At 60.6% G+C, this 18,006-nt stretch carries 16 protein-coding genes and 1 pseudogene; 6 read left to right on the forward strand and 11 right to left on the reverse strand.

The genetic code is table 11. From position 1 onward, the window contains the following. Positions 1–12: 12 nt before the first annotated feature. The 8 genes from ABSB13_RS10225 to ABSB13_RS10260 form a co-directional block, all read right to left on the reverse strand. Entirely contained in the window at positions 13–783 is a 771-nt protein-coding gene (locus ABSB13_RS10225) for an enoyl-CoA hydratase-related protein (RefSeq protein ID WP_428107885.1), read from the reverse strand. A 44-nt stretch (positions 784–827) separates the two neighbouring features. Then, entirely contained in the window at positions 828–1,832 is a 1,005-nt protein-coding gene (locus tag ABSB13_RS10230) for an NAD(P)H-dependent flavin oxidoreductase (protein WP_428107886.1), read from the reverse strand. A gap of 91 nt (positions 1,833–1,923) precedes the next feature. After that, on the reverse strand, positions 1,924–3,108 hold the full coding sequence (locus ABSB13_RS10235) for an acetyl-CoA C-acyltransferase (protein ID WP_428107887.1): 1,185 nt from the start codon (positions 3,106–3,108) through the stop codon (positions 1,924–1,926). Positions 3,109–3,136: 28 nt separating this feature from the next. Continuing rightward, entirely contained in the window at positions 3,137–4,333 is a 1,197-nt protein-coding gene (locus tag ABSB13_RS10240) for an acyl-CoA dehydrogenase family protein (protein WP_428107888.1), read from the reverse strand. 19 nt (positions 4,334–4,352) lie between these two features. After that, positions 4,353–5,534: an acyl-CoA dehydrogenase family protein gene (locus ABSB13_RS10245; RefSeq protein ID WP_428107890.1), complete on the reverse strand. Its 1,182-nt coding sequence runs from the start codon at positions 5,532–5,534 to the stop codon at positions 4,353–4,355. A 61-nt stretch (positions 5,535–5,595) separates the two neighbouring features. Beyond that, positions 5,596–6,342, reverse strand: coding sequence for an SDR family NAD(P)-dependent oxidoreductase (locus ABSB13_RS10250; RefSeq protein ID WP_428107891.1), 747 nt, complete (start codon positions 6,340–6,342; stop codon positions 5,596–5,598). Positions 6,343–6,386: 44 nt separating this feature from the next. Further along, the gene (locus ABSB13_RS10255; protein ID WP_428107892.1) at positions 6,387–7,997 is read right to left on the reverse strand and encodes a class I adenylate-forming enzyme family protein; all 1,611 of its coding nucleotides are present in this window, start codon (positions 7,995–7,997) and stop codon (positions 6,387–6,389) included. Between the two features lie 37 nt (positions 7,998–8,034). Further along, positions 8,035–8,682 (reverse strand): 2-hydroxychromene-2-carboxylate isomerase, encoded by a 648-nt coding sequence (locus tag ABSB13_RS10260; protein ID WP_428107893.1) that lies wholly within the window; start codon positions 8,680–8,682, stop codon positions 8,035–8,037. A gap of 329 nt (positions 8,683–9,011) precedes the next feature. On the opposite strand from ABSB13_RS10260, the gene ABSB13_RS10265 reads away from it, so the two are divergent. The 4 genes from ABSB13_RS10265 to ABSB13_RS10280 all read left to right on the forward strand — a co-directional run bounded on the left by ABSB13_RS10265 (position 9,012) and on the right by ABSB13_RS10280 (position 12,607). Then, the gene (locus ABSB13_RS10265) at positions 9,012–9,524 is read left to right on the forward strand and encodes a winged helix-turn-helix transcriptional regulator (protein ID WP_428107895.1); all 513 of its coding nucleotides are present in this window, start codon (positions 9,012–9,014) and stop codon (positions 9,522–9,524) included. A 17-nt stretch (positions 9,525–9,541) separates the two neighbouring features. Next, positions 9,542–10,330: an enoyl-CoA hydratase gene (locus ABSB13_RS10270; protein ID WP_428107896.1), complete on the forward strand. Its 789-nt coding sequence runs from the start codon at positions 9,542–9,544 to the stop codon at positions 10,328–10,330. Between the two features lie 105 nt (positions 10,331–10,435). Further along, entirely contained in the window at positions 10,436–11,626 is a 1,191-nt protein-coding gene (locus ABSB13_RS10275; protein ID WP_428107897.1) for a thiolase family protein, read from the forward strand. Between the two features lie 177 nt (positions 11,627–11,803). Then, complete coding sequence (locus ABSB13_RS10280) at positions 11,804–12,607, forward strand: crotonase/enoyl-CoA hydratase family protein (RefSeq protein WP_428107899.1); 804 nt, start codon at positions 11,804–11,806, stop codon at positions 12,605–12,607. 145 nt (positions 12,608–12,752) lie between these two features. On the opposite strand, the gene ABSB13_RS10285 is transcribed toward ABSB13_RS10280, so the two are convergent. Both ABSB13_RS10285 and ABSB13_RS10290 read right to left on the reverse strand, forming a co-directional pair. Next, positions 12,753–14,447 (reverse strand): thiamine pyrophosphate-binding protein, encoded by a 1,695-nt coding sequence (locus tag ABSB13_RS10285; RefSeq protein WP_428107900.1) that lies wholly within the window; start codon positions 14,445–14,447, stop codon positions 12,753–12,755. 139 nt (positions 14,448–14,586) lie between these two features. Continuing rightward, positions 14,587–14,766, reverse strand: a complete 180-nt coding sequence (locus ABSB13_RS10290) for a hypothetical protein (RefSeq protein WP_428107901.1) — start codon at positions 14,764–14,766, stop codon at positions 14,587–14,589. Positions 14,767–15,007: 241 nt separating this feature from the next. On the opposite strand from ABSB13_RS10290, the pseudogene ABSB13_RS10295 reads away from it, so the two are divergent. Then, a pseudogene (locus tag ABSB13_RS10295) lies at positions 15,008–15,301 on the forward strand (Dyp-type peroxidase domain-containing protein); the annotation flags it as partial. Positions 15,302–15,669: 368 nt separating this feature from the next. Here the strand turns inward: ABSB13_RS10295 and ABSB13_RS10300 are convergent. Next, complete coding sequence (locus tag ABSB13_RS10300) at positions 15,670–16,356, reverse strand: haloacid dehalogenase type II (protein WP_428107903.1); 687 nt, start codon at positions 16,354–16,356, stop codon at positions 15,670–15,672. Between the two features lie 406 nt (positions 16,357–16,762). Here ABSB13_RS10300 and ABSB13_RS10305 point away from each other — a divergent pair, with 406 nt between their 5' ends. Next, on the forward strand, positions 16,763–17,818 hold the full coding sequence (locus ABSB13_RS10305) for an IS110 family RNA-guided transposase (protein WP_428107904.1): 1,056 nt from the start codon (positions 16,763–16,765) through the stop codon (positions 17,816–17,818). Positions 17,819–18,006: the final 188 nt, after the last annotated feature.

Here is an 18,006-nt window from a genome sequence, read left to right on the forward strand (position 1 = left end):
GGGCCGCTCTTCTTATGACGCTAGTCTCGTGAAGTCTGGCTGTCGCCGTTCTGCAAAAGCCTTTAAAGCCTCTCGTGCCTCGTCGGTTTGCAAACGCTGCGCAAAGATTGCGGCCTCCTCATCCATTCGCCGCAGAATCCGCTCCCGGTCGCGCATCAATTTTTTTGTGGCGACGATCGCACCAAGCGGACGTGTTGCCAGCGTTCTTGCCGCTTCGCGCGCAGCGGTCAGGACCGCGTTCTTTGGCAACACCCTGTTGGCAAGGCCTAGTGCGACGGCTTCGGCGGCGGAAAGCCCGTCCCCTAAGGCGAACATGGCGAAGGCGCGGACATGGCCGATGCGCGCCGGCAGCAGCATACTGGATGCGGCTTCCGGCACGAGCGCCAGATTGACGAACGGGGTCGACAGCTTCGCGGTTTCGGCCAAGTAGACCAGATCACAATGCAGGAGCATCGTTGTGCCGACGCCGACAGCAAGGCCAGGGACAGCCGCCACGATCGGCTTGTCGGCCCGCCCTAGCGCCTCGATAAAGTCATGCGCCGCGAGCCCCTCGCCCTTGCCAGCTGCGGCATTGGCAAAATCCGCAAGATCGTTTCCAGCAGTGAATGCATCGCCTTCCGCGCCGAAGAGCACAACGCGAATTGTCTGGTTGCTCTGGGCAGCTCCCAGTGCCTCGGTCGCAGCTCGATACATGGCATTCGAAAGCGCGTTCTTCTTTTCCGGGCGCGCAAAAATAATTTCCAGGATGGCGTCGTCCTGTTTGATCTTGATGTGTTCAGTCATTGTCGAGCTCCTATCGCCGCTTGGGTCGCCGCGGTCGGAGCGGCTCACGCCACCTTCATTGCGGGCATTTCATCATGATCGAGCAAGCCAACGAGGCGATTACGGATCAATTGCTGGGCATCCGCCATGATCCGGTCGATCAACTCGGCGACGGTCGGTATATCGTGGATCAGGCCTACGACCATGCCGCAGCTCCAGGCACCCGCATCCATGTCACCGTCGATCATGACCTTGGGGTAGATGCTAACGACCTCGTCTTGGATATCGGCGAATTGAAGGGCGGCCCCTTTTGCGCGCTCGATATCCAGCAAGCGGTCGACGCCGGCGTTTTTAAGCACGCGCTCGGTATTGCGCAGCGGACGCATGACGAGCCGAGTGTCGAGTTCGGTGGCTGCTACAATCGCCTTCTTGACGTTCTCATGCACCGGCGCCTCCTTGGTGGCGATGAAGCGCGTGCCCATGTTCATGCCGGCGGCTCCCATCGCTAGCGCCGCCACTAGGCTACGTGCATCCGCCATGCCGCCCGACGCCACGAATGGAATTTTCAATTCATCAGCGGCGCGCGGCAGCAGGATCATATTGGGAATGTCATCTTCGCCGGGATGACCGCCGCATTCGAATCCGTCGACGCTGACTGCGTCGCAGCCGATCCGTTCAGCCTTCAGCGAATGCCGCACCGACGTGCATTTGTGGATCACCTTGATGCCGGCGGCTTTCAGCGCCGGCAGGTATTGCTCGGGGCTGCGTCCCGCGGTCTCGACGATCTTGACGCCGCCTTCGATGATGGCGCGGATGTATTCGGGATAGGGCGGCGCGGTGAACGCCGGCAGAAAGGTGAGGTTGACGCCGAACGGCTTGTCTGTCGCGTCGCGACAGCGCGCGATTTCTTTTGCTAGTAGCTCTGGCGTCCTCTGCGTCAACCCGGTGATTATGCCGAGACCGCCGGCATTCGAAACAGCGGACGCGAGTTCGGCAAAGCCGACGTAATGCATGCCGCCTTGGACGATGGGGTGGCGGATGCCGAACATTTCAGTGATGGCCGTTCTCACGTCAACCTCCATATCCTTGTCGTCGAATGGACGTCAGCAGCAACGCTCATGCGAAATTCGAGTTGGTGCTTGCGGTTTTGCTATTTCCAGCTCAGTGGACGATCTCGAACAAACCGGCAGCGCCCATGCCGCCGCCGATGCACATCGTCACGACTCCATACTTCGCCCTGCGCCGACGGCCCTCGATCAAGATGTGGCCGGCAAGTCGCGCGCCGGTCATCCCATAGGGATGGCCCATCGAGATCGAGCCGCCGTTGACGTTGAGCTTTGCCGGATCGATGCCTAGCTTGTCGCGGCAATAGATGACCTGCACCGCATAAGCTTCGTTCAGCTCCCAGAGATCGATGTCGTCGATCTTCAGGCCGTGCCGCTCAAGGAGCCGCGGAACCGCGACGACCGGCCCTACACCCATTTCGTCAGGCTCGACGCCGGCCGCAACAAAGCCGCGGAAAATGCCGAGCGGATTCAGCCCCTTCTGCGCGGCGAGCGCGTCGCTCATGATTACGCAGGCGGACGCCCCGTCGGAAAGCTGGCTCGCGTTGCCGGCGGTGATGGTTTTGCCCTCGAACACCGGCTTGATCTTGGCAAGCCCTTCGGCCGTGGTCTCCGGGCGTGGACCCTCGTCCTGCTCAAGCGTGACGTCGCGCAGGGAGATCTGCTTGGTCTGTTTATCTACAACAGCCATCTTTGTGGTTATCGAAACGAGCTCGTCGCTGAAGCGGCGGCCCTGAAGGGCGGATGCGGTACGGCGCTGGCATTCGAGGCTGTACTCATCCTGCCGTTCGCGCGAAATCTTGTAGCGTTCTGCGACCACCTCGGCGGTCTCGAGCATCGACATATAGATCTCGGGCTTCATCGCCATGAGTTCGTCGTCGACGGCGTGAAACATGTTCATGTGCTCGTTCTGCACGAGACTGATCGACTCGATGCCGCCGGCAACGGCAACTTTCACGCCGTCGAAAATTACCGAACGCGCAGCGACAGCAATCGCCTGCAGGCCCGAGGCGCATTGCCGATCGATCGTTGTGCCGGCGACCGTCACTGGCAATCCGGCGCGGATCGCGCCCTTACGCGCGACATTCATTACCGTGGTACCCTGCTGCATGGCGCAGCCCATGACGACGTCCTCGACCTCGCCCGGTGCGACCTTCGCGCGCCTGACGGCTTCTCCGATGACATGCCCGGCCATGGTCGGACCTTCGGTGTTATTTAGAGCGCCGCGATAGGCCTTTCCGATCGGCGTGCGGGCGGTTGACACAATTACGGCCTCGGTCATGTGACTATCCCTCCGGTTTTGCATCAGGTCATGCGGCGTCTGCCGAGAGATCGGCGGCAATTGCTGTCGCTTCCTGAATCGAAGATGCCGGTGCGAACACATCCTCGGCGCAGCGCCGGGTGTGGAAGGCCGGGTCGCCATATTGGATATTGATGGCCACCAGCCGCTTCAGGTAATGGCCGACCTTGAGTTCGTTGCTCATGCCCATTCCGCCGTGCAGCTGCACCGCTTGCTCGCCCACGTAGCGTCCGGCCTCTCCAACCTTCGCCTTCGCCGCCGACGCGAGCTTGGCGGTGTTGTCGCCGCCCTGCACTAGCGTGGCATTCAAGGCGTACGTAATCGCGGTCGCCTCCTCCTGCGCAATGAACATGTCGACCAGGCGATGCTGGAGCACCTGGAACGAGCTGAGCGGCACGCCGAACTGTTTGCGCGTCTTCGTGTATTCCAGCGTGGCCTTGTTCAATTCCGTCATCGCGCCGATCGCCTCCGCGCACTGCGCGGCAATCGCCCGCTCCCGGCAGCTCTCCAGCGCCTCAATCGCCGCGCCTTCGCGCCCCAACAAATTCCCGGGCGGCACGCGCACGCCCTCGAGCTTGATCTCCGCGGCACGACGGCCGTCAAGCGTCTTGAAGCCTTGGAGGTGCACGTTGGGTGCGTGGCTATCGACGATGAAAAGAGTGACGCCCTCACGATCGTTCTGAGTTCCGGATGTCCGAGCGGAAACGATCAATTTGTCAGCCCAAGGAGCCGCGACCACGACCGCCTTGGCGCCGCGCAGCACGTAGCCGTCCGCCTGGCGTTCGGCCGTTGTCGACACTGCGCTGAGATCTTGGCCCGACCGGGCTTCCAGTAGCGCCAGCGCCCAAATGCTTCTGCCCGAGATGATGCCGGCGAGGAGGTCGTGGCGCTGCAGCTCCGAGCCGAGCGCCTCGATCAGGCCACCGGCCAGCACCACCGTCTCGAAATAAGGCTCGACCACGAGATGGCGGCCGAACGCCTCCATGATGATCATGGCGGCGATCGGCCCGCCGCCGAGCCCGCCCGCCTCCTCGGAAAATGGCGCAGCGAGCAAACCCATATCGGCGAATTCCTGCCAATGCGACTCACTCCAACCTTCCTCACTGGCAATGATCGCGCGACGTCTGTCAAAATCGTAACTCGTCCGCAGCATCCGCTCGACGCTGTCCTTAAGGATGCGCTGCTCTTCGGTAAATTCGATGTCCATTGCGGCCTCCTCTGCTCTCTCACAGACCCAGCACTGCCTTAGCGATGATGTTGCGTTGGATTTCGTTGGAGCCGCCGTAGATCGATAGTTTGCGGGTGTTGAGATATTTTTCGGTCGCGGTATGCCCATATGACGGTCCCGGCACGAACGCGTTGCCGCCGGCGGGATGCTCCCGCAGCGCGAGCCCGTACTGGCCGATCGCGCGGTGAGTCAGATCCGCAATCCGCTGGTGAATCTCGGTGCCGCGGATTTTCAGGAGCGAGGCTGCCGGGCCCGGATCCTTGCCGCGCGATAATTGCGAGATCATTCGCGCTTCCGTCGCTTCCAGGGCCATCAGGTCGATCTCGGCCTTGGCGATGTCCTTTGCCAAGTCGCACCCCGCCGAATCGTCGGGAGCAATTTCGGCGCGCACGATAGCCTTGAGTCCTTGGAGCCGGCGTTTGGAATGGCCTGTGCCCGCCATGCTGGTGCGCTCGTTGCCGAGCAGGAACTTGGCGTAGGTCCAACCTTTGTTTTCCTCGCCGATCAGGTTGTCCACCGGCACGCGAACGTCTTCGAGAAACACGTCGTTGACCTCGTGGCTGCCGTCGATGGTGATGATCGGCCGCACGGTGACGCCGGCCGTGTTCATGTCAATGAGCAGAAACGAGATGCCCGACTGGGCTTTGGCCTGCGGATCTGTGCGGACCAGGCAGAATATCCAGTCGGCGTGCTGCGCCAGTGTGGTCCAGGTCTTGTGACCATTTACGATGTAGTGGTCGCCGTCACGCACCGCCTTGGTGCGCAATGACGCGAGATCGGAGCCCGCGCCCGGCTCGGAATAGCCCTGGCACCACCAGTCGTCGCCGGAGAGGATGCGCGGCAGAAACTTCTCTTTTTGGGCGTCGTTGCCGAAGGTGTAGATCACCGGCCCCACCATGGTGACGCCGAAGGGCAATGGGGGCAGCGTGCCGGCGCGCGACGTCTCCTGCTCGAAAATATAGCGCTGCGCGATGGTCCAGCCGGGGCCGCCGTATTCCTTGGGCCACGATGGAGCGATCCAGCCCTTCTTGTAAAGAATACGATGCCAGAGCAGTGATTGCTCCTTCGTCAGGTCAATCTCGGGATTGGCCACCCGCATCTCGGCCGGATATTTCTCGGCAATGAAGCTGCGCACCTCATCACGAAACGCCGCGTCCTCCTTCGACAGATTCAACTCCATGAGCCGCTCCTCCTGCCTCGTGACGCGTGTTGTTGTTTGACTCCGACGTCCTCGAACGGCGTCACCACTTTTCACCAAACGGACGAATTTCCTGCTCGAACACCCATGCGCTGCGCGGCTGCTGATAGAGCTGCCAATAGGCCTCGGCAACCGACGCCGGCGGCATCAGCCGGTTCGGATCGAGATTGTCGAGCGCGGCCTGACCTTCGCGTTCTTTGATCCGCTCCTTCACCCACGCGGTGTTCACACCGGAATCGATAATGAGATGCGCGACATGGATGTTCTTCGGCCATAATTCGCGTGCCGCGGCCTGCGCCACCGCGCGCAAGCCGAACTTGGCGCTGGCGAACGCCGCGAATCCGATACCACCACGGAGGCTCGCGGTGGCGCCAGTGAAGAAAATACTGCCGCGGCCATGGGGCAACATCAGGCGCGCCGCCTCGCGCCCGGCAAGGAAGCCGGAATAGCAGGCCATCTCCCACACTTTGCGGAATACGCGTTCGGTGGTGTCGAGCAGAGGGAAGTTCACATTCGCGCCGATGTTGAAGACGCAGACTTCGAGCGGCGCCTGCTTGTCGGCATCCGACAGGAAGGCGACGACCTCCTCCTCCTTGCGCGCATCGAGCGAGCGCGCGAAGACGGCACCGCCTGCGGCGGTGATCTCCTTGACCAACGGCGTGAGCTTGTCGCCGTTGCGCCGGCCGACGAACAGGGTGAAGCCTTCTGCGGCGAATCGCTTCGCGATCTCGGAGCCGATAAAGTCGCCGGCACCGATCACGGCCACCGCTTGGTTTCTCGCAGTCACCATTCGTCTCCTTCACTCGCAAACGCCGCGAGGTGATCCGGCGCTACTCACGCCGTGGTGCGCACAGGCACCGTCGCTGGCGGCGCGTGGGCACGCGCGGTTGCGGCGTGTGCGGCCTCCCACAATTTGTGCTTTAGGATTTTTCCCGTGGACGCCGCTGGCAGCGTATCGAGCAATACGATCTCGCAAGGGCGCTTATACGATGTGAGCTGCCGACCGGCATATTCCATCAACTCCTCGGCGCCGATCGTGGCACCCGGTAGCAATTGGACAAAGGCGACAACTTCCTCGTTACCGCTGACGGCTCGCCCAATGACGGCGGACTGCACCACCATCTCATGCGAATTCAGCACCGCCTCGACTTCGGCCGGATAAACGTTGAAGCCGGAGCGAATGATCAATTCCTTAGAGCGCCCGGCGATGAAAAGATGGTCGCCGTCAAGGCGGGCGAGATCGCCAGTGTTGAACCAACCCTCTGAATCAATCACCCGCGCTGTCAGATCTGGCGCACGGTAGTAACCGAGCATCCCGTTCGGGCCACGCACGTGCAGTTCGCCGACTTCGCCTTTCGGAACGGGCTTGCCGTTGAAGTTCAACAGCCTATATTCGATGCCTGGAAGAAACGTTCCGACTGAGTCATCGCTCCGCGGCGCATCCGCGCGCACGCCGGTGAGGCCCGGCGAACATTCGGTGATACCGTAATTGTTGAGCAGTGGTTGGCCAAATTCCTGCTCGATGCGCGCCTTCAGGTTTAGATCGAGGGGAGCACCGGCGACGAGCATCCGGCGCACACGCCCGCGTTCGAGCCGAGCAATACCCTTGATGGCCTTGAATTCGAGAAGCCGTTGATAGGTCGCGGGCACGCCAAACAAAAACGTAATGCCCTCTTTGGCGATCGCCTTTGCCAGCGCGGCGGCATCATATTTCGGCACGACATGCACCGTTGCACCCGCCATCATGGTAGCGACGAGAAGAACCGAAAATCCGACGATGTGCGACATTGGCAGCACCGCATAGATTCGATCATCAGGAGCGGTGCCGCGCAGCAGGTTAGACGTTCGGGCGGCGTACAGTACGTTACGATGACTGAGCATCACACCTTTTGGTTGGCCTGTGGTACCCGAGGTGTACATCAGCGCGGCAACCTGTCGACCTGCGTCCGCTTCAACACGTTCCAGCTGCGCCGCCTCGTTCAGGGGCCCTACACCGATCCCAGCGAACGGACCAACCTTGCTGCGCTCGGCGTTTAGACGCGCCGCGTGCCCGGCCGCTTCCTTCGAAATATCGGTAGCGATGAGAATGCGCCGCGCGCCGCTATGACAGTGGATTTCATCAAGCTCCCGCGGCGACAAGCGCGGGTTTGCCACGACCGCCCAGGCATCGAGCTTGCTGCAAGCAAACACGAAGGCGGCGAGCGCTACGGAATTCTCGCTTGCCAGCAACACGCGATCTCCGGGCCTGATCTTCAGGCGCGCGAAATCCGCGGCAACGGCATCCACTGTGTCGGCGAACGCGCGATAGCTCCAGACGCTACCATCTTCAACGAAGGCTGCATGGTCCGGCCTCGCGGTAACATGAGCGGCGATGACCTCATGTATTCGCTTCGGAAGCCCGACAAGAATGTCCGTCGCGGACATTGCATCGATTACTTTCGTCAAAGGGTCCTCCCGTCCCTGGACGGTCGCTATCGCGATCTCAAGCGCGCGCTTGTTGACGTTCCTTTGTCGCTGGCGCGCCGGCCTCGACGATGGCTTCCTCCACGTCGCGCAGCTGATCCTTGCCAAAGAACATATCCTTGCCGACGAAGAAGGTCGGCGAACCGAACGCACCGCGATCAACGGCGTCCTGGGTCAGCTCAAGCAGTCGGTTCTTCACGTCCGGCTGCTGGGATCGGGCCAACAACCGGTCGAAATCGATGTGCGACGAGACGAAAGCCTCGCGCGCGACCTGCGGGTCGTCCATCTTCTTCGGCGCTTCCCACATGTGGTGATAGGCAGCGCGGAAATAGGGATCGAAAATGCCTTCGAACTGCGCAGCGACCGCGCCGCGCATCAGTTGCAACGTATTCACTGGAAAGAATGGGTTTTTGCGGAAAGTCGCGATGTTGTGGCGGCGGATGAAACGCTGCGTCTCAAGCTCCATGAATTCCGGTTTGTTCTTGATGCCGGCAAGAGATTCAGCGGGTGAACGGTTGTTGGTGAGCTTGTAGATGCCGCCGAGCAGAACCGGCACGTATTGGAATTTGACGCCGGTACGCTGCTCGATATCGGGAATGATCCGTTCGGCCAGATAAGCGTTCGGACTTCCGAAGTCGAACATGAATTCGACCTTGACCGGCTCCATCTCTGACCTCCGTTCATGTTGTCCCGCGATCGCGGCGGCAAATCGCCCGCCCTCATCGGTCTAGCGCAGCATCCGCCGCCAGCTCGCAGCGTCTGAATCTGTTAAACCCATATAGTTCGTTTTTCGAACTGTCAATAGGAAATAATAATGACGCAGGACGTGCCGATTAACAGGCCGGTTGCATTCCGGTCGCTGTTACGATAGACTACAGTAAGTTCTATATAAGTACTAAACCAAGTTGGAAAGAAAGAATGTAACGAATCTGCCAGAGATTGCGTCACCCGGTGGTTTGGCCACACGACGTGCCTCGGACGGATTTGGAGCTCGAGATGAAGTGGAACTCGTTGGAAGAGGAGCAGTGTTCGGTCGCCCGAACCGTGGCGGTCATTGGCGACAGGTGGAGCCTGCTCGTGCTGCGAGATTGCTTCCTGCGCGTGAGACGCTTTGAGGACTTCCAAGCGCGGCTCGGGTTGACGCGCGGCGTGCTGGCTGATCGGCTCAAGAAGCTGGTGCGCCACGGCGTGCTACGGCGCGTTCCCTACCAGGCGCGGCCCAAGCGCCACGAATACATCCTGACCCAGAAGGGGCTCGATCTATATCCGATCATCATGGCGATTGTGCATTGGGGCGACGTCCATATGGTCGACGAGCGTGGGCGCCCTCGACTCTATGAGCACAAGCTCTGCGGAAAAATGTTCGATCCGGTAACGACCTGCTCTGAGTGCGGGCAGCCGCTGTCTCCGAAAGAGGTGCACGTGCATTTTGGCCCGGGCGCGAACGAACGCGACCGCTTGCCCACTGCGGCGGGCGCCTCGGTACGTGCGGTGGACGGCGCGAAGTAGCTGGCGGGAGTACCCCTATGGAACAGGATATTATCGAGGCGACCTCGGAAGGCGTCGCGACACTGACTCTCAACAGGCCTGAGCGGCTCAATGCTCTTTCGACGCCGATCATGGAGGGGTTGCTCGATGCGTTGCCTCGATTAGCGCTCGATGCAGCGGTCGGCGCCATTGTACTGACGGGCGCCGGTCGCGCCTTCTGTGCGGGCGGCGATGTCAAGAGTATGGCCGAGGGCCGGACGGAGCGCAGCATGGAAGAGGCCGTGACCCATCTGCGCGGCCGGATGGAAGTGTCACGGCTGTTGCACGAAATTCCCAAGCCCACGATCGCCATGGTGAACGGACCCGCCGCTGGCGCCGGCATGTCGTTGGCGCTGGCCTGCGATCTGCGCATCGCCGGACAATCAGCGCGTTTCGTGACCGCTTTCGCCAACATTGGGTTTTCCGGTGACTTTGGCGGCAGTTATTTTCTCTCAAAGCTTGTCGGCACGGGCAAAGCACGCGAGCTCTACTACACCGCTGAGCCGCTCGATGCCGCGCAGGCGCTCGCGCTCGGCGTGGTCAATCGGGTTGTCCCGGACGCCGATCTCGTCGGGGCCACGATGCAGCTTGCCCGGAAGCTCGCCCGCGGCCCGCGCATCGCGCTCGCTCTGATGAAGCAAAATTTCAACGCTGCGGAAAACGGCACGCTCGCTCAACTTCTCGACCTCGAGGCCCGCCGCCAAATCGAGACCGGCCGCACCGATGACCATCGGGAAGCGGCGCGAGCGTTCGTGGAAAAACGTGCGCCGGCATTTACCGGTCGATGATTTGAGTAAGCAAGGGCAAAGCGATTAACGCGCTTCGCTGATAAGAGTGCGGTGAGGAAGCGAGCGCCTCCCGCATGTCGACCTGAAGCTCTGTGGAGGTTTGCCATGACGTCGCAGCGTTCAGTTGTTTTCGCGGAACCGGTTCGCACAGCGATCGGCACCTTTGGGGGCAGCCTCAAGGACGTGCCAGCGGCCAATCTCGGTGCCGTAGCGATCGGCGCCGCGGTCGCGCGCGCAAAGCTTCGCTCCGATGAAATTGAAACGGTAGTCATGGGCAATGTTGTGCAGGCGGGTGCCAAGATGAATCCGGCCCGTCAAGCTGCTGTCCATGCGGGTCTGCCGGTTACGACGCCGGCGTTCACCGTCAACCGGGTCTGCGGCTCGGGTGCGCAGGCCATCGTCTCGGCGGCGCAGGAGATCGCGCTCGGTAACATCGAAGTTGCTGCAGCAGGCGGCATGGAGAGCATGGATCTAGCGCCCTACCTCGTCGCCCGCGGCCGCTGGGGTTACCGCATGGGCGACGGCGCGCTCTACGACAGCGTGCTGCGCGACGGGTTGAACGATGCTTTTTCGGACGCTCATTCCGGTTGGCACACAGAGGATCTGGTTGAGAAGTACCAGGTCACCCGCGAAGCGCAGGACCGCTGGGCATTGCGGTCACAGCAGCGCTTCGCCAGCGCGCAGGCGGCCGGTCATTTCAAGGCGCAGATCGTACCGGTGGAAGTGCCTGGCAAGAAAGGAACGACGCAGTTTGACAAGGACGAGGGCAATCGGCCCGACGCCACCCTCGAATCGCTCGCGCGACTCAAGCCGGCGTTTCGGCCGAACGGCACGATCACCGCAGGCAATGCGCCCGGGTTAAACGACGCTGCCGCCGCAATGGTGCTGGCGGACGCGACCTGGGCGGAGAAACATGGCCTCACCGCGACGGCGCGCCTCGTCTCCTACGGCATTGCGGCGGTCGAGCCCGGCATGTTCGGCCTTGGACCAGTCCCGGCAGTGAAGCAGGCGTTGCAGCGCGCCGGCTGGGACGTCGGCTCGGTGGAGCGCGCTGAGATCAATGAGGCGTTCGCGGCCATCGCGATCGTAGTTGCCCGCGAGCTCGGATTACCCGACGACATCGTCAATGTCGAAGGTGGCGCCGTTGCGCATGGCCACCCGATCGGTGCAACGGGCGCGGTGCTCACCACGAAACTCATCCACTCGATGCGCCGGGACGGCCTCACCCGCGGTCTGGTTACGCTTTGCATCGGCGGCGGCCAAGGTATCGCGCTGGCGGTCGAAGTCTTGCACTAAGAGGCGACACGAAGGTTCATGCCAGGGAACGGATTGCTGATCGGACGTCGTAATTTATTGAAGGCAGCAGCAGTCGCGGCCGCTGGTTTCTCAACATGGTCAGGCCTAGCCACCCGCGTTCAGTCCGGAGAAACTGAGAGCAGCGGTCCGTCTCGCAGTGCGATCAAGGAGGTGAAGATGGTTGACGTAGCACCTAGCGTTACCAGCAAGGTTACTGTCAAACGCCGGGGGCAGATCGTTCTGATTGGGATCAATCGGCCCAATATCCAGAACCGAATCGATCCAGAAACATACCTCGGACTAGCGAAGGCGTACTACCAGTACGAGCACGATTCATCGCTACGTGCTGCAGTTCTGTTTGGACACGGCGATAATTTCTCCCGAGGCATCGACGTCGACGCCTTTCAAGCTCTGGCGACATCCGAGCAACCGCTTCTTACGGACGCGGAAATCATCGACCCATTGCCTAAGGCAAAAGGCCTATCGAAGCCGTTGGTCGTGGTCGTTCACGGCGATACGTGGAATATGGGCCATGAGCTTCACCTCGTCGCCGATATACGAATAGCTGCCGCCGATACGCGGTTTGGCCAAGACGAGAACACGCATGGTCGTTTCCCGGGCGGCGGCGCGACCGTCCGATTCGTACGTGAAGCAGGATGGGCGAACGCAATGCGCTTCATGTTGACCGGCGACCACTGGAGCGCTGAAGAGGCATTCCGTATGGGTGTGGTGCAGAAGATTGCCCCGACAGCCGAACAGGCGCTGGAGGCCGGCATTGAAATGGCTACAAAAATAGCTGCCTGCGGACCGCTTGGAATCAAGGCCACCCTCGCCTCCGCGCACCAAGCGGTTGATTTGTCGGAAGCTGAAGCCTTATCGAAGCTGGAGACGCAATACCGGGCGCTTTACAAAAGCGAGGATTTCAAGGAAGGCCGCAAAGCAGAGGCAGAAGGCCGTCCACCAATTTACCAGGGGAGATGAATGTGCCGTTGGGGCTTGGCGTTGAGATGGCAATCCCAGATGAGGTTGTCAGCCCTCAGATGGCGAACGATCCGTCCGCAAGACATTTCATCCTTCGACTAGCGTGCGAGAGGCTATCGCGATTATTCGGTGATTGTCATTCGCGTCACGATCGAGTGACGGTGAGCACAGCTTCCTTTATCTTGGCCATGGCGAAATGGCCGACCGTCTCCAGGTCGATATGCGGAAGGTTGGGCATCTCGTCGGCCGGCACGACGGCATCGATGATCGCGGGGCCGTCCACCTTGAAAGCCTCGCTGATCGCAGTCTTCAGTTCGCCAGGCTTCGTCGCCCTGAATCCATAGCCGCCGCAAACGTGGGCGAGTGCCGCGAAATCCGGATTGGGGAATTCAATGCCCTTCTTGTAAGCGGGTAACCCCACGGACTCTGCTTCGAACGAGATCAGCCCGAAGGCCGAATTGTTATAGACTACGACTTTCACTGGCAGCTTGTGGTGCACAGCGGTAAGGAACTCGCACATCAGCATGTTGAAGCCGCCGTCGCCGCAAAGAGCAATGACCTGGCGCGAGCGATCGAGCGCCTGGATGCCGTTGGCTTGACCAAGCGCCGTTCCGACTGCGGCGTTGTTGAACGAGCCTATGATCCGCTGCGATCCGCTCTGTCGTATCCAATTGGCCGACCACAAGGTGTTGAGCCCGGTGTCGAATGCGAACACTGCATCGCGCTTGGCGAGGTCGCTGACCGCCCGCGCAACCGCCTGCGGATGGATGCGATCCTTACTGCGCGCCGGATCGGCTTGTTTATCCAGCATCTCATCCCATTTGCGGCGCTCTTTGGTGACCTGGTCCCAGAATTTAGTGTTGCTCTTGGCAGTGACCGTATCGAGCAGCAATCTCAGAGTCGGCCGTACCGAGCCGACGATACCAAGTGCAGTCGGCGCACGCCGTCCGAGTACGTGTGCCCTGTCGTCAATTTGGATGATAGAGCTTTTATGCGGGAGGAATTCCGAATACGGATAGTCGGTGCCGAGCATCAGCAGCAGATCGCAGTGCATGATCGCGTTGTAGACGGCCTTGGTGCCGATCATGCCGATGCCGCCCATCCAGCGCGGGTCGTCGTACGGCATGATGTCCTTGCCCTTGACCGAATGAATCAACGGTGCCTTGAGCCGGTCGGAGAGCGCGCGGAGTTCATCCGCAGCGCCGTGGCATCCGGCCCCGCACATGATCACAATACTGTCGGCCCCGTCGATCCGGCGGGCGATATCTGTGACGTCTGCAGCACTCGCTGCAAGTTCGGACTTGGGCTTCAAGGTCGCGACGCTCGACACGATGCCGTCGGCCTTTGCCGCGATGACATCTTGCGGGAGTGTCAGGTGGGCGACACCACGGCGGGCGTAGGCGGCGGCGATCGCCTGATGAATGACGGCCGGCGCCTGAGAGGGGGAGGAGACGGTTTCGGTGTACAGCGAGACGTCACGGAACAAAAGATCGGGTTCGGTCGTCTGGATGAAGTCGGTACCGTGCAGTTTGCGCGGCATGTCCCCGGAGAGCGCAAGAACGGGCGCGTGATCGCGGCTGGCCTCATAGAGGCCCGCGACGAGATGAGTGCTGCCAGGCCCCGTCGTGCCGGCACAGACACCAAGCCGGCCAGTTAGCTTGGCTTGGCCGGTGGCTGCGAGCGCCGCTCCCTCCTCATGGCGGACACCGATCCATTCAATATCGCTGCGGCGGACCGCATCGGCGAGCGGATTGAGAGAGTCGCCGATCAATGCGAAAATATGCTTGACCCCAATCTGCTCGAGCACGCCAACCAAGACGTCCGCGACTGTTTGGGACATCGGTGCCTCCTCAAAAATCGAGGCTTATCGTCCAGGACGAAGTCTATTTCGGATGCGTCAAATGGCAACCCCTCAACTGTAGGTTCAAACTAGGGGCTCAAGCGTGTAAAGGCGTCAGAGGCACTGCAGATTATCCTCACTATGACCTTTTTTCCGTCTTCTCGCGTGAGGGCCCGTCGAGAAGAGGCCTTTCGGCTCGCCCGACGATGATGGTCTGTTGCATCGAGATCGGGTCACTTGCGGGAAACGTCTCTTCAAGCGCTTCGTCAAGCAACCGGTCTTGTTCGGCTCGAGCTTTGTCGGTCTGTTTGGCGTTCATGGAGCACGCCTGATGAAGAGGCTGCCACTGCCGGTAAATTCTCCTAGCCTCGTTTTCTCCTCGGTACGTAATGAGCCGTGTCAAGGACGCCAAGAGTTAGCTGCGCAGAAATGCGAGCGGGTTGGTATTGGTTGATTTTGCTATGACCCCGCGCGGAGTGCGGTTACGCTCACCGTGACGACCAGGTCGTTCCCTGATGGCATAGGACGAATTTCCGCACATCTGGATTGGGATACCACCGATGGAATCCGATCCATCAGCCCCACCTCGAGTAAAAGATGGGTTGCCTGCCGTTCCACAGGCGGTGGTTCAGCCCTTGACACGGGCTGCGATCTTTCTGGTCGTGACGATGAACCCTGGTGTCGCCAGTCGCGGGGTTGTCCGATCATTCTGTGGGGACCTCCCAGCGCTACAACGCGCTGTGGGTTTTCGCGATATTGAGGGAAATCTTTCCTGCGTCATGGGGATAGGATTGGACGCGTGGGATAGACTCTTTGGTCAACCGCGGCCGGCAGAGCTGCATCCATTTCGCGAAATGCGGCGATCACGTTGGATGCCAAGTTGATCTGAGGTTCGGTCGCCTGCTGTCGCGCAGCGTGTCCAGATGCAGAGGATCGCTGTGGTTCGAGCCCATCAGCCAGGCAAGGCCGTTTTCAGATCGATTCTGCCAAAAGAGATCGACTGGAAGCCGTTCCCGGCGTTCCCACCGTCGGCCCCGACTGGCCGTGCTTGTTGCAGAGCCGACTCAAGCCGGACCTTACCTGATCAGGGTCAAGGTGCGCCCCGATTGCAAACATATCGCCGCGTCGCACTAAGTGACGCGACGGGCCAAACCGATATATGCAGTGCAGCAAATTGGGGCTTATTCGATCACTTCATTGGCGATTGCAAGTACAAGGAGAGTTAGACCCGCCCCCTGTGCCGGGCAATGAGCTGCTCTGCAACGTCGGTCAAATCATCACCGACGATCTGCGGCTGTGGGCCGACTGGCAAAACATCATTGCCGACTCTCTTGACAAGCGCCGCTTCCCAGCCGGCCGCGACGGCGCCAAGCGTGTCCCATGTGTGGCAGGCGATAAGACACAGTTGCGAGGGCTCAACGCCGAGTTCCTTTTCTACATGGGCGTAAACTTGGGGTGCCGGCTTGTGGCGCTTCACGCTGTCCACGCTAAAGAGCCGTTCGAAAAGATTGACGATGCCGCCATGTTCCAGCTGGCGAGCTTGTACCTCAATCAGGTTATTCGTGAGAGTGAACAACCGGAAGCCTGCAGCACGCAGCTTGGGTAATGCTACCAGCACGTCCGGATACGGCGGCATCGTCGAGAATTTCTCTTTAAGTTCCGTCTTGTCGTCGTCGCTAATCTTAAAGCCGCGCGTGTCCGCCAACATCTTCATCACAGCGGAACCGATATCGGTGAATGGAACGTACGAGTCGGCTAGAGTTAGGACCACGGAATACATAATGAGATTGGCGAACCAGAGCCGCATGGCCCCCTTCTCGCCAAAAATACGTTCGAAGGTCGGCTCCATCGTTTGAAGATCGAGGAGCGTTTCATTGACGTCGAAGACAATCAACGGCAGAGCGGCCATATCTTTAGCCTCGGGTTTGTCGCAGTCGGCGACCGCACGCGTCGACCAGAGCCCCGATTATGGAGTTGGCGCCGAGGACCGGCCCGTCGCGCGGACCTACGGGGTATCACTAACAAAGGGCGCTCGCGCAAGACGGCGCACTCAGGGGGTTCTCAAAAAACACCATATGCCACAGCCGCCGCGCCGACCTTGACCACGAGAGCTCAAGCCGGCACCACGTCCGCTACGGCGGCGTTTGGTCATTAGCGACCGAATAAGGCGGTCGATTTCGAGGCCGCTTTGGCATCAACTCCGGACATTACGCTGCGTCGCACTAAGTGACGCGAATGGGATGGACCGGCCGCGCTCCCGCCCCCGATGGCACTCAGAGTGCGCCGGGGGGCTTGTCAGGAGAAGGAGCGCCGTCATGCCTCGCACGTCCAGCCTTCACGCAGTGACTACTATTGGAATGGATATGGGCAAGAACACGCTTCACATGATTGGCCTCGATTCGCGCGGCGCCATCGTGTTGCGAGAGAAGGTCTCACGCGGACGCATCGCATCGAGGCTTGCGAACGTGCCATCCTGTCTCATTGGCATCGAAGCGGGTTTGGCGACACACTATGTTGCTCGTGAACTTGCCGCGCTCGGCCACGATGTGAAGCAGGTTCCGCCCGCATATGCGAAACCGTTTCGGCAGGGGCACAAGAACGATTTCCGAGATGCCCATAGCGTAGCCGAGGCGGTGCAGCGGCCGACGACACGCTTTGTTCCAGCCAAGACCGATGAGCAACTGGATCTGCAAGCGCTGCACCGCGTCCGGTCTCGCCTCGTCAGCGAACGGACCGCGGTAATCAACCAGATTCGCGGCTTTCTTCTGGAGCGCGGCATCATCATCCGGCAAGGACTGCCCTTCCTTCGCCAGGCGCTGCCCGACATCCTGGCCAAGCGCACAGATGTTCTCTCACCACGGATGGTACGCATCGTCGCTGATCTTGCCAGTGACTGGCGGAAGCTCGATGAGCGAATTGAACCGGTGACCGATGAGATCGAGACATTGGCGAAGAGTGATGACGGTTGTCGAAGGGTCATGACCGTGCCGGGCATCGGCCCGATCATCTCGAGTGCGATGGTTGCAGCGATCGGCAACGGCGCGGCGTTCGCTAGAGGGCGGGATTTTTCGGCATGGATCGGGCTCGTCCCCAAGCAGATGTCGACCGGAGACCGAACCATCCTCGGATGCATCACCAAGCGCGGCAACGGATATTTACGCACGCTCTTCGTACAAGCAGCTCGGGTCATTCTGTTGCGACCGACGAGCTGGCCGAAGCACAGCTTCGGGGTCTGGCTCGCTCGCGCTGCTCAGCGCCTGCACCGTAACGTTTTCGCCGCGGCTCTGGCCAACAAGCTGGCACGGATCGCCTGGACGGTGCTGGCACAACAGCGCAATTATCAAGCGCGCGTCACCAAGGCAGCAGCCTAATGAAAAACGCTAGAGTTCACTAGGGGGATGGCTAATGGCTCAAGCTAATCCCGAAAGCAATAGTTGGCTTTCCCGCCGAGGTCTGCGAGTCGGAAAGAGGAGATGGAGAAAAGGTCTCGCCAGCGCGTTCGTGATCAGGTGGCCCTTCTGGCCTTCGGGGCCGAGACGCGAATGAGATCGAACGCGCG

The organism is Binatus sp. (SeqCode) (assembly GCF_050013435.1).
Lineage (GTDB): Bacteria > Desulfobacterota > Binatia > Binatales > Binataceae > Binatus.

Bases quoted from the DNA above. Each gene is read 5' to 3' on its own strand.
- ABSB13_RS10235 (WP_428107887.1), bottom strand. From the start codon at position 3,108: ATGACCGAGGCCGTAATTGTGTCAACCGCCCGCACGCCGATCGGAAAG.
- ABSB13_RS10305 (WP_428107904.1), top strand. From the start codon at position 16,763: ATGCCTCGCACGTCCAGCCTTCACGCAGTGACTACTATTGGAATGGAT.
- ABSB13_RS10275 (WP_428107897.1), top strand. From the start codon at position 10,436: ATGACGTCGCAGCGTTCAGTTGTTTTCGCGGAACCGGTTCGCACAGCG.
- ABSB13_RS10270 (WP_428107896.1), top strand. From the start codon at position 9,542: ATGGAACAGGATATTATCGAGGCGACCTCGGAAGGCGTCGCGACACTG.
- ABSB13_RS10285 (WP_428107900.1), bottom strand. From the start codon at position 14,447: ATGTCCCAAACAGTCGCGGACGTCTTGGTTGGCGTGCTCGAGCAGATT.
- ABSB13_RS10300 (WP_428107903.1), bottom strand. From the start codon at position 16,356: ATGGCCGCTCTGCCGTTGATTGTCTTCGACGTCAATGAAACGCTCCTC.
- ABSB13_RS10290 (WP_428107901.1), bottom strand. From the start codon at position 14,766: ATGAACGCCAAACAGACCGACAAAGCTCGAGCCGAACAAGACCGGTTG.
- ABSB13_RS10265 (WP_428107895.1), top strand. From the start codon at position 9,012: ATGAAGTGGAACTCGTTGGAAGAGGAGCAGTGTTCGGTCGCCCGAACC.
- ABSB13_RS10280 (WP_428107899.1), top strand. From the start codon at position 11,804: ATGGTTGACGTAGCACCTAGCGTTACCAGCAAGGTTACTGTCAAACGC.
- ABSB13_RS10240 (WP_428107888.1), bottom strand. From the start codon at position 4,333: ATGGACATCGAATTTACCGAAGAGCAGCGCATCCTTAAGGACAGCGTC.
- ABSB13_RS10225 (WP_428107885.1), bottom strand. From the start codon at position 783: ATGACTGAACACATCAAGATCAAACAGGACGACGCCATCCTGGAAATT.
- ABSB13_RS10245 (WP_428107890.1), bottom strand. From the start codon at position 5,534: ATGGAGTTGAATCTGTCGAAGGAGGACGCGGCGTTTCGTGATGAGGTG.
- ABSB13_RS10250 (WP_428107891.1), bottom strand. From the start codon at position 6,342: ATGGTGACTGCGAGAAACCAAGCGGTGGCCGTGATCGGTGCCGGCGAC.
- ABSB13_RS10260 (WP_428107893.1), bottom strand. From the start codon at position 8,682: ATGGAGCCGGTCAAGGTCGAATTCATGTTCGACTTCGGAAGTCCGAAC.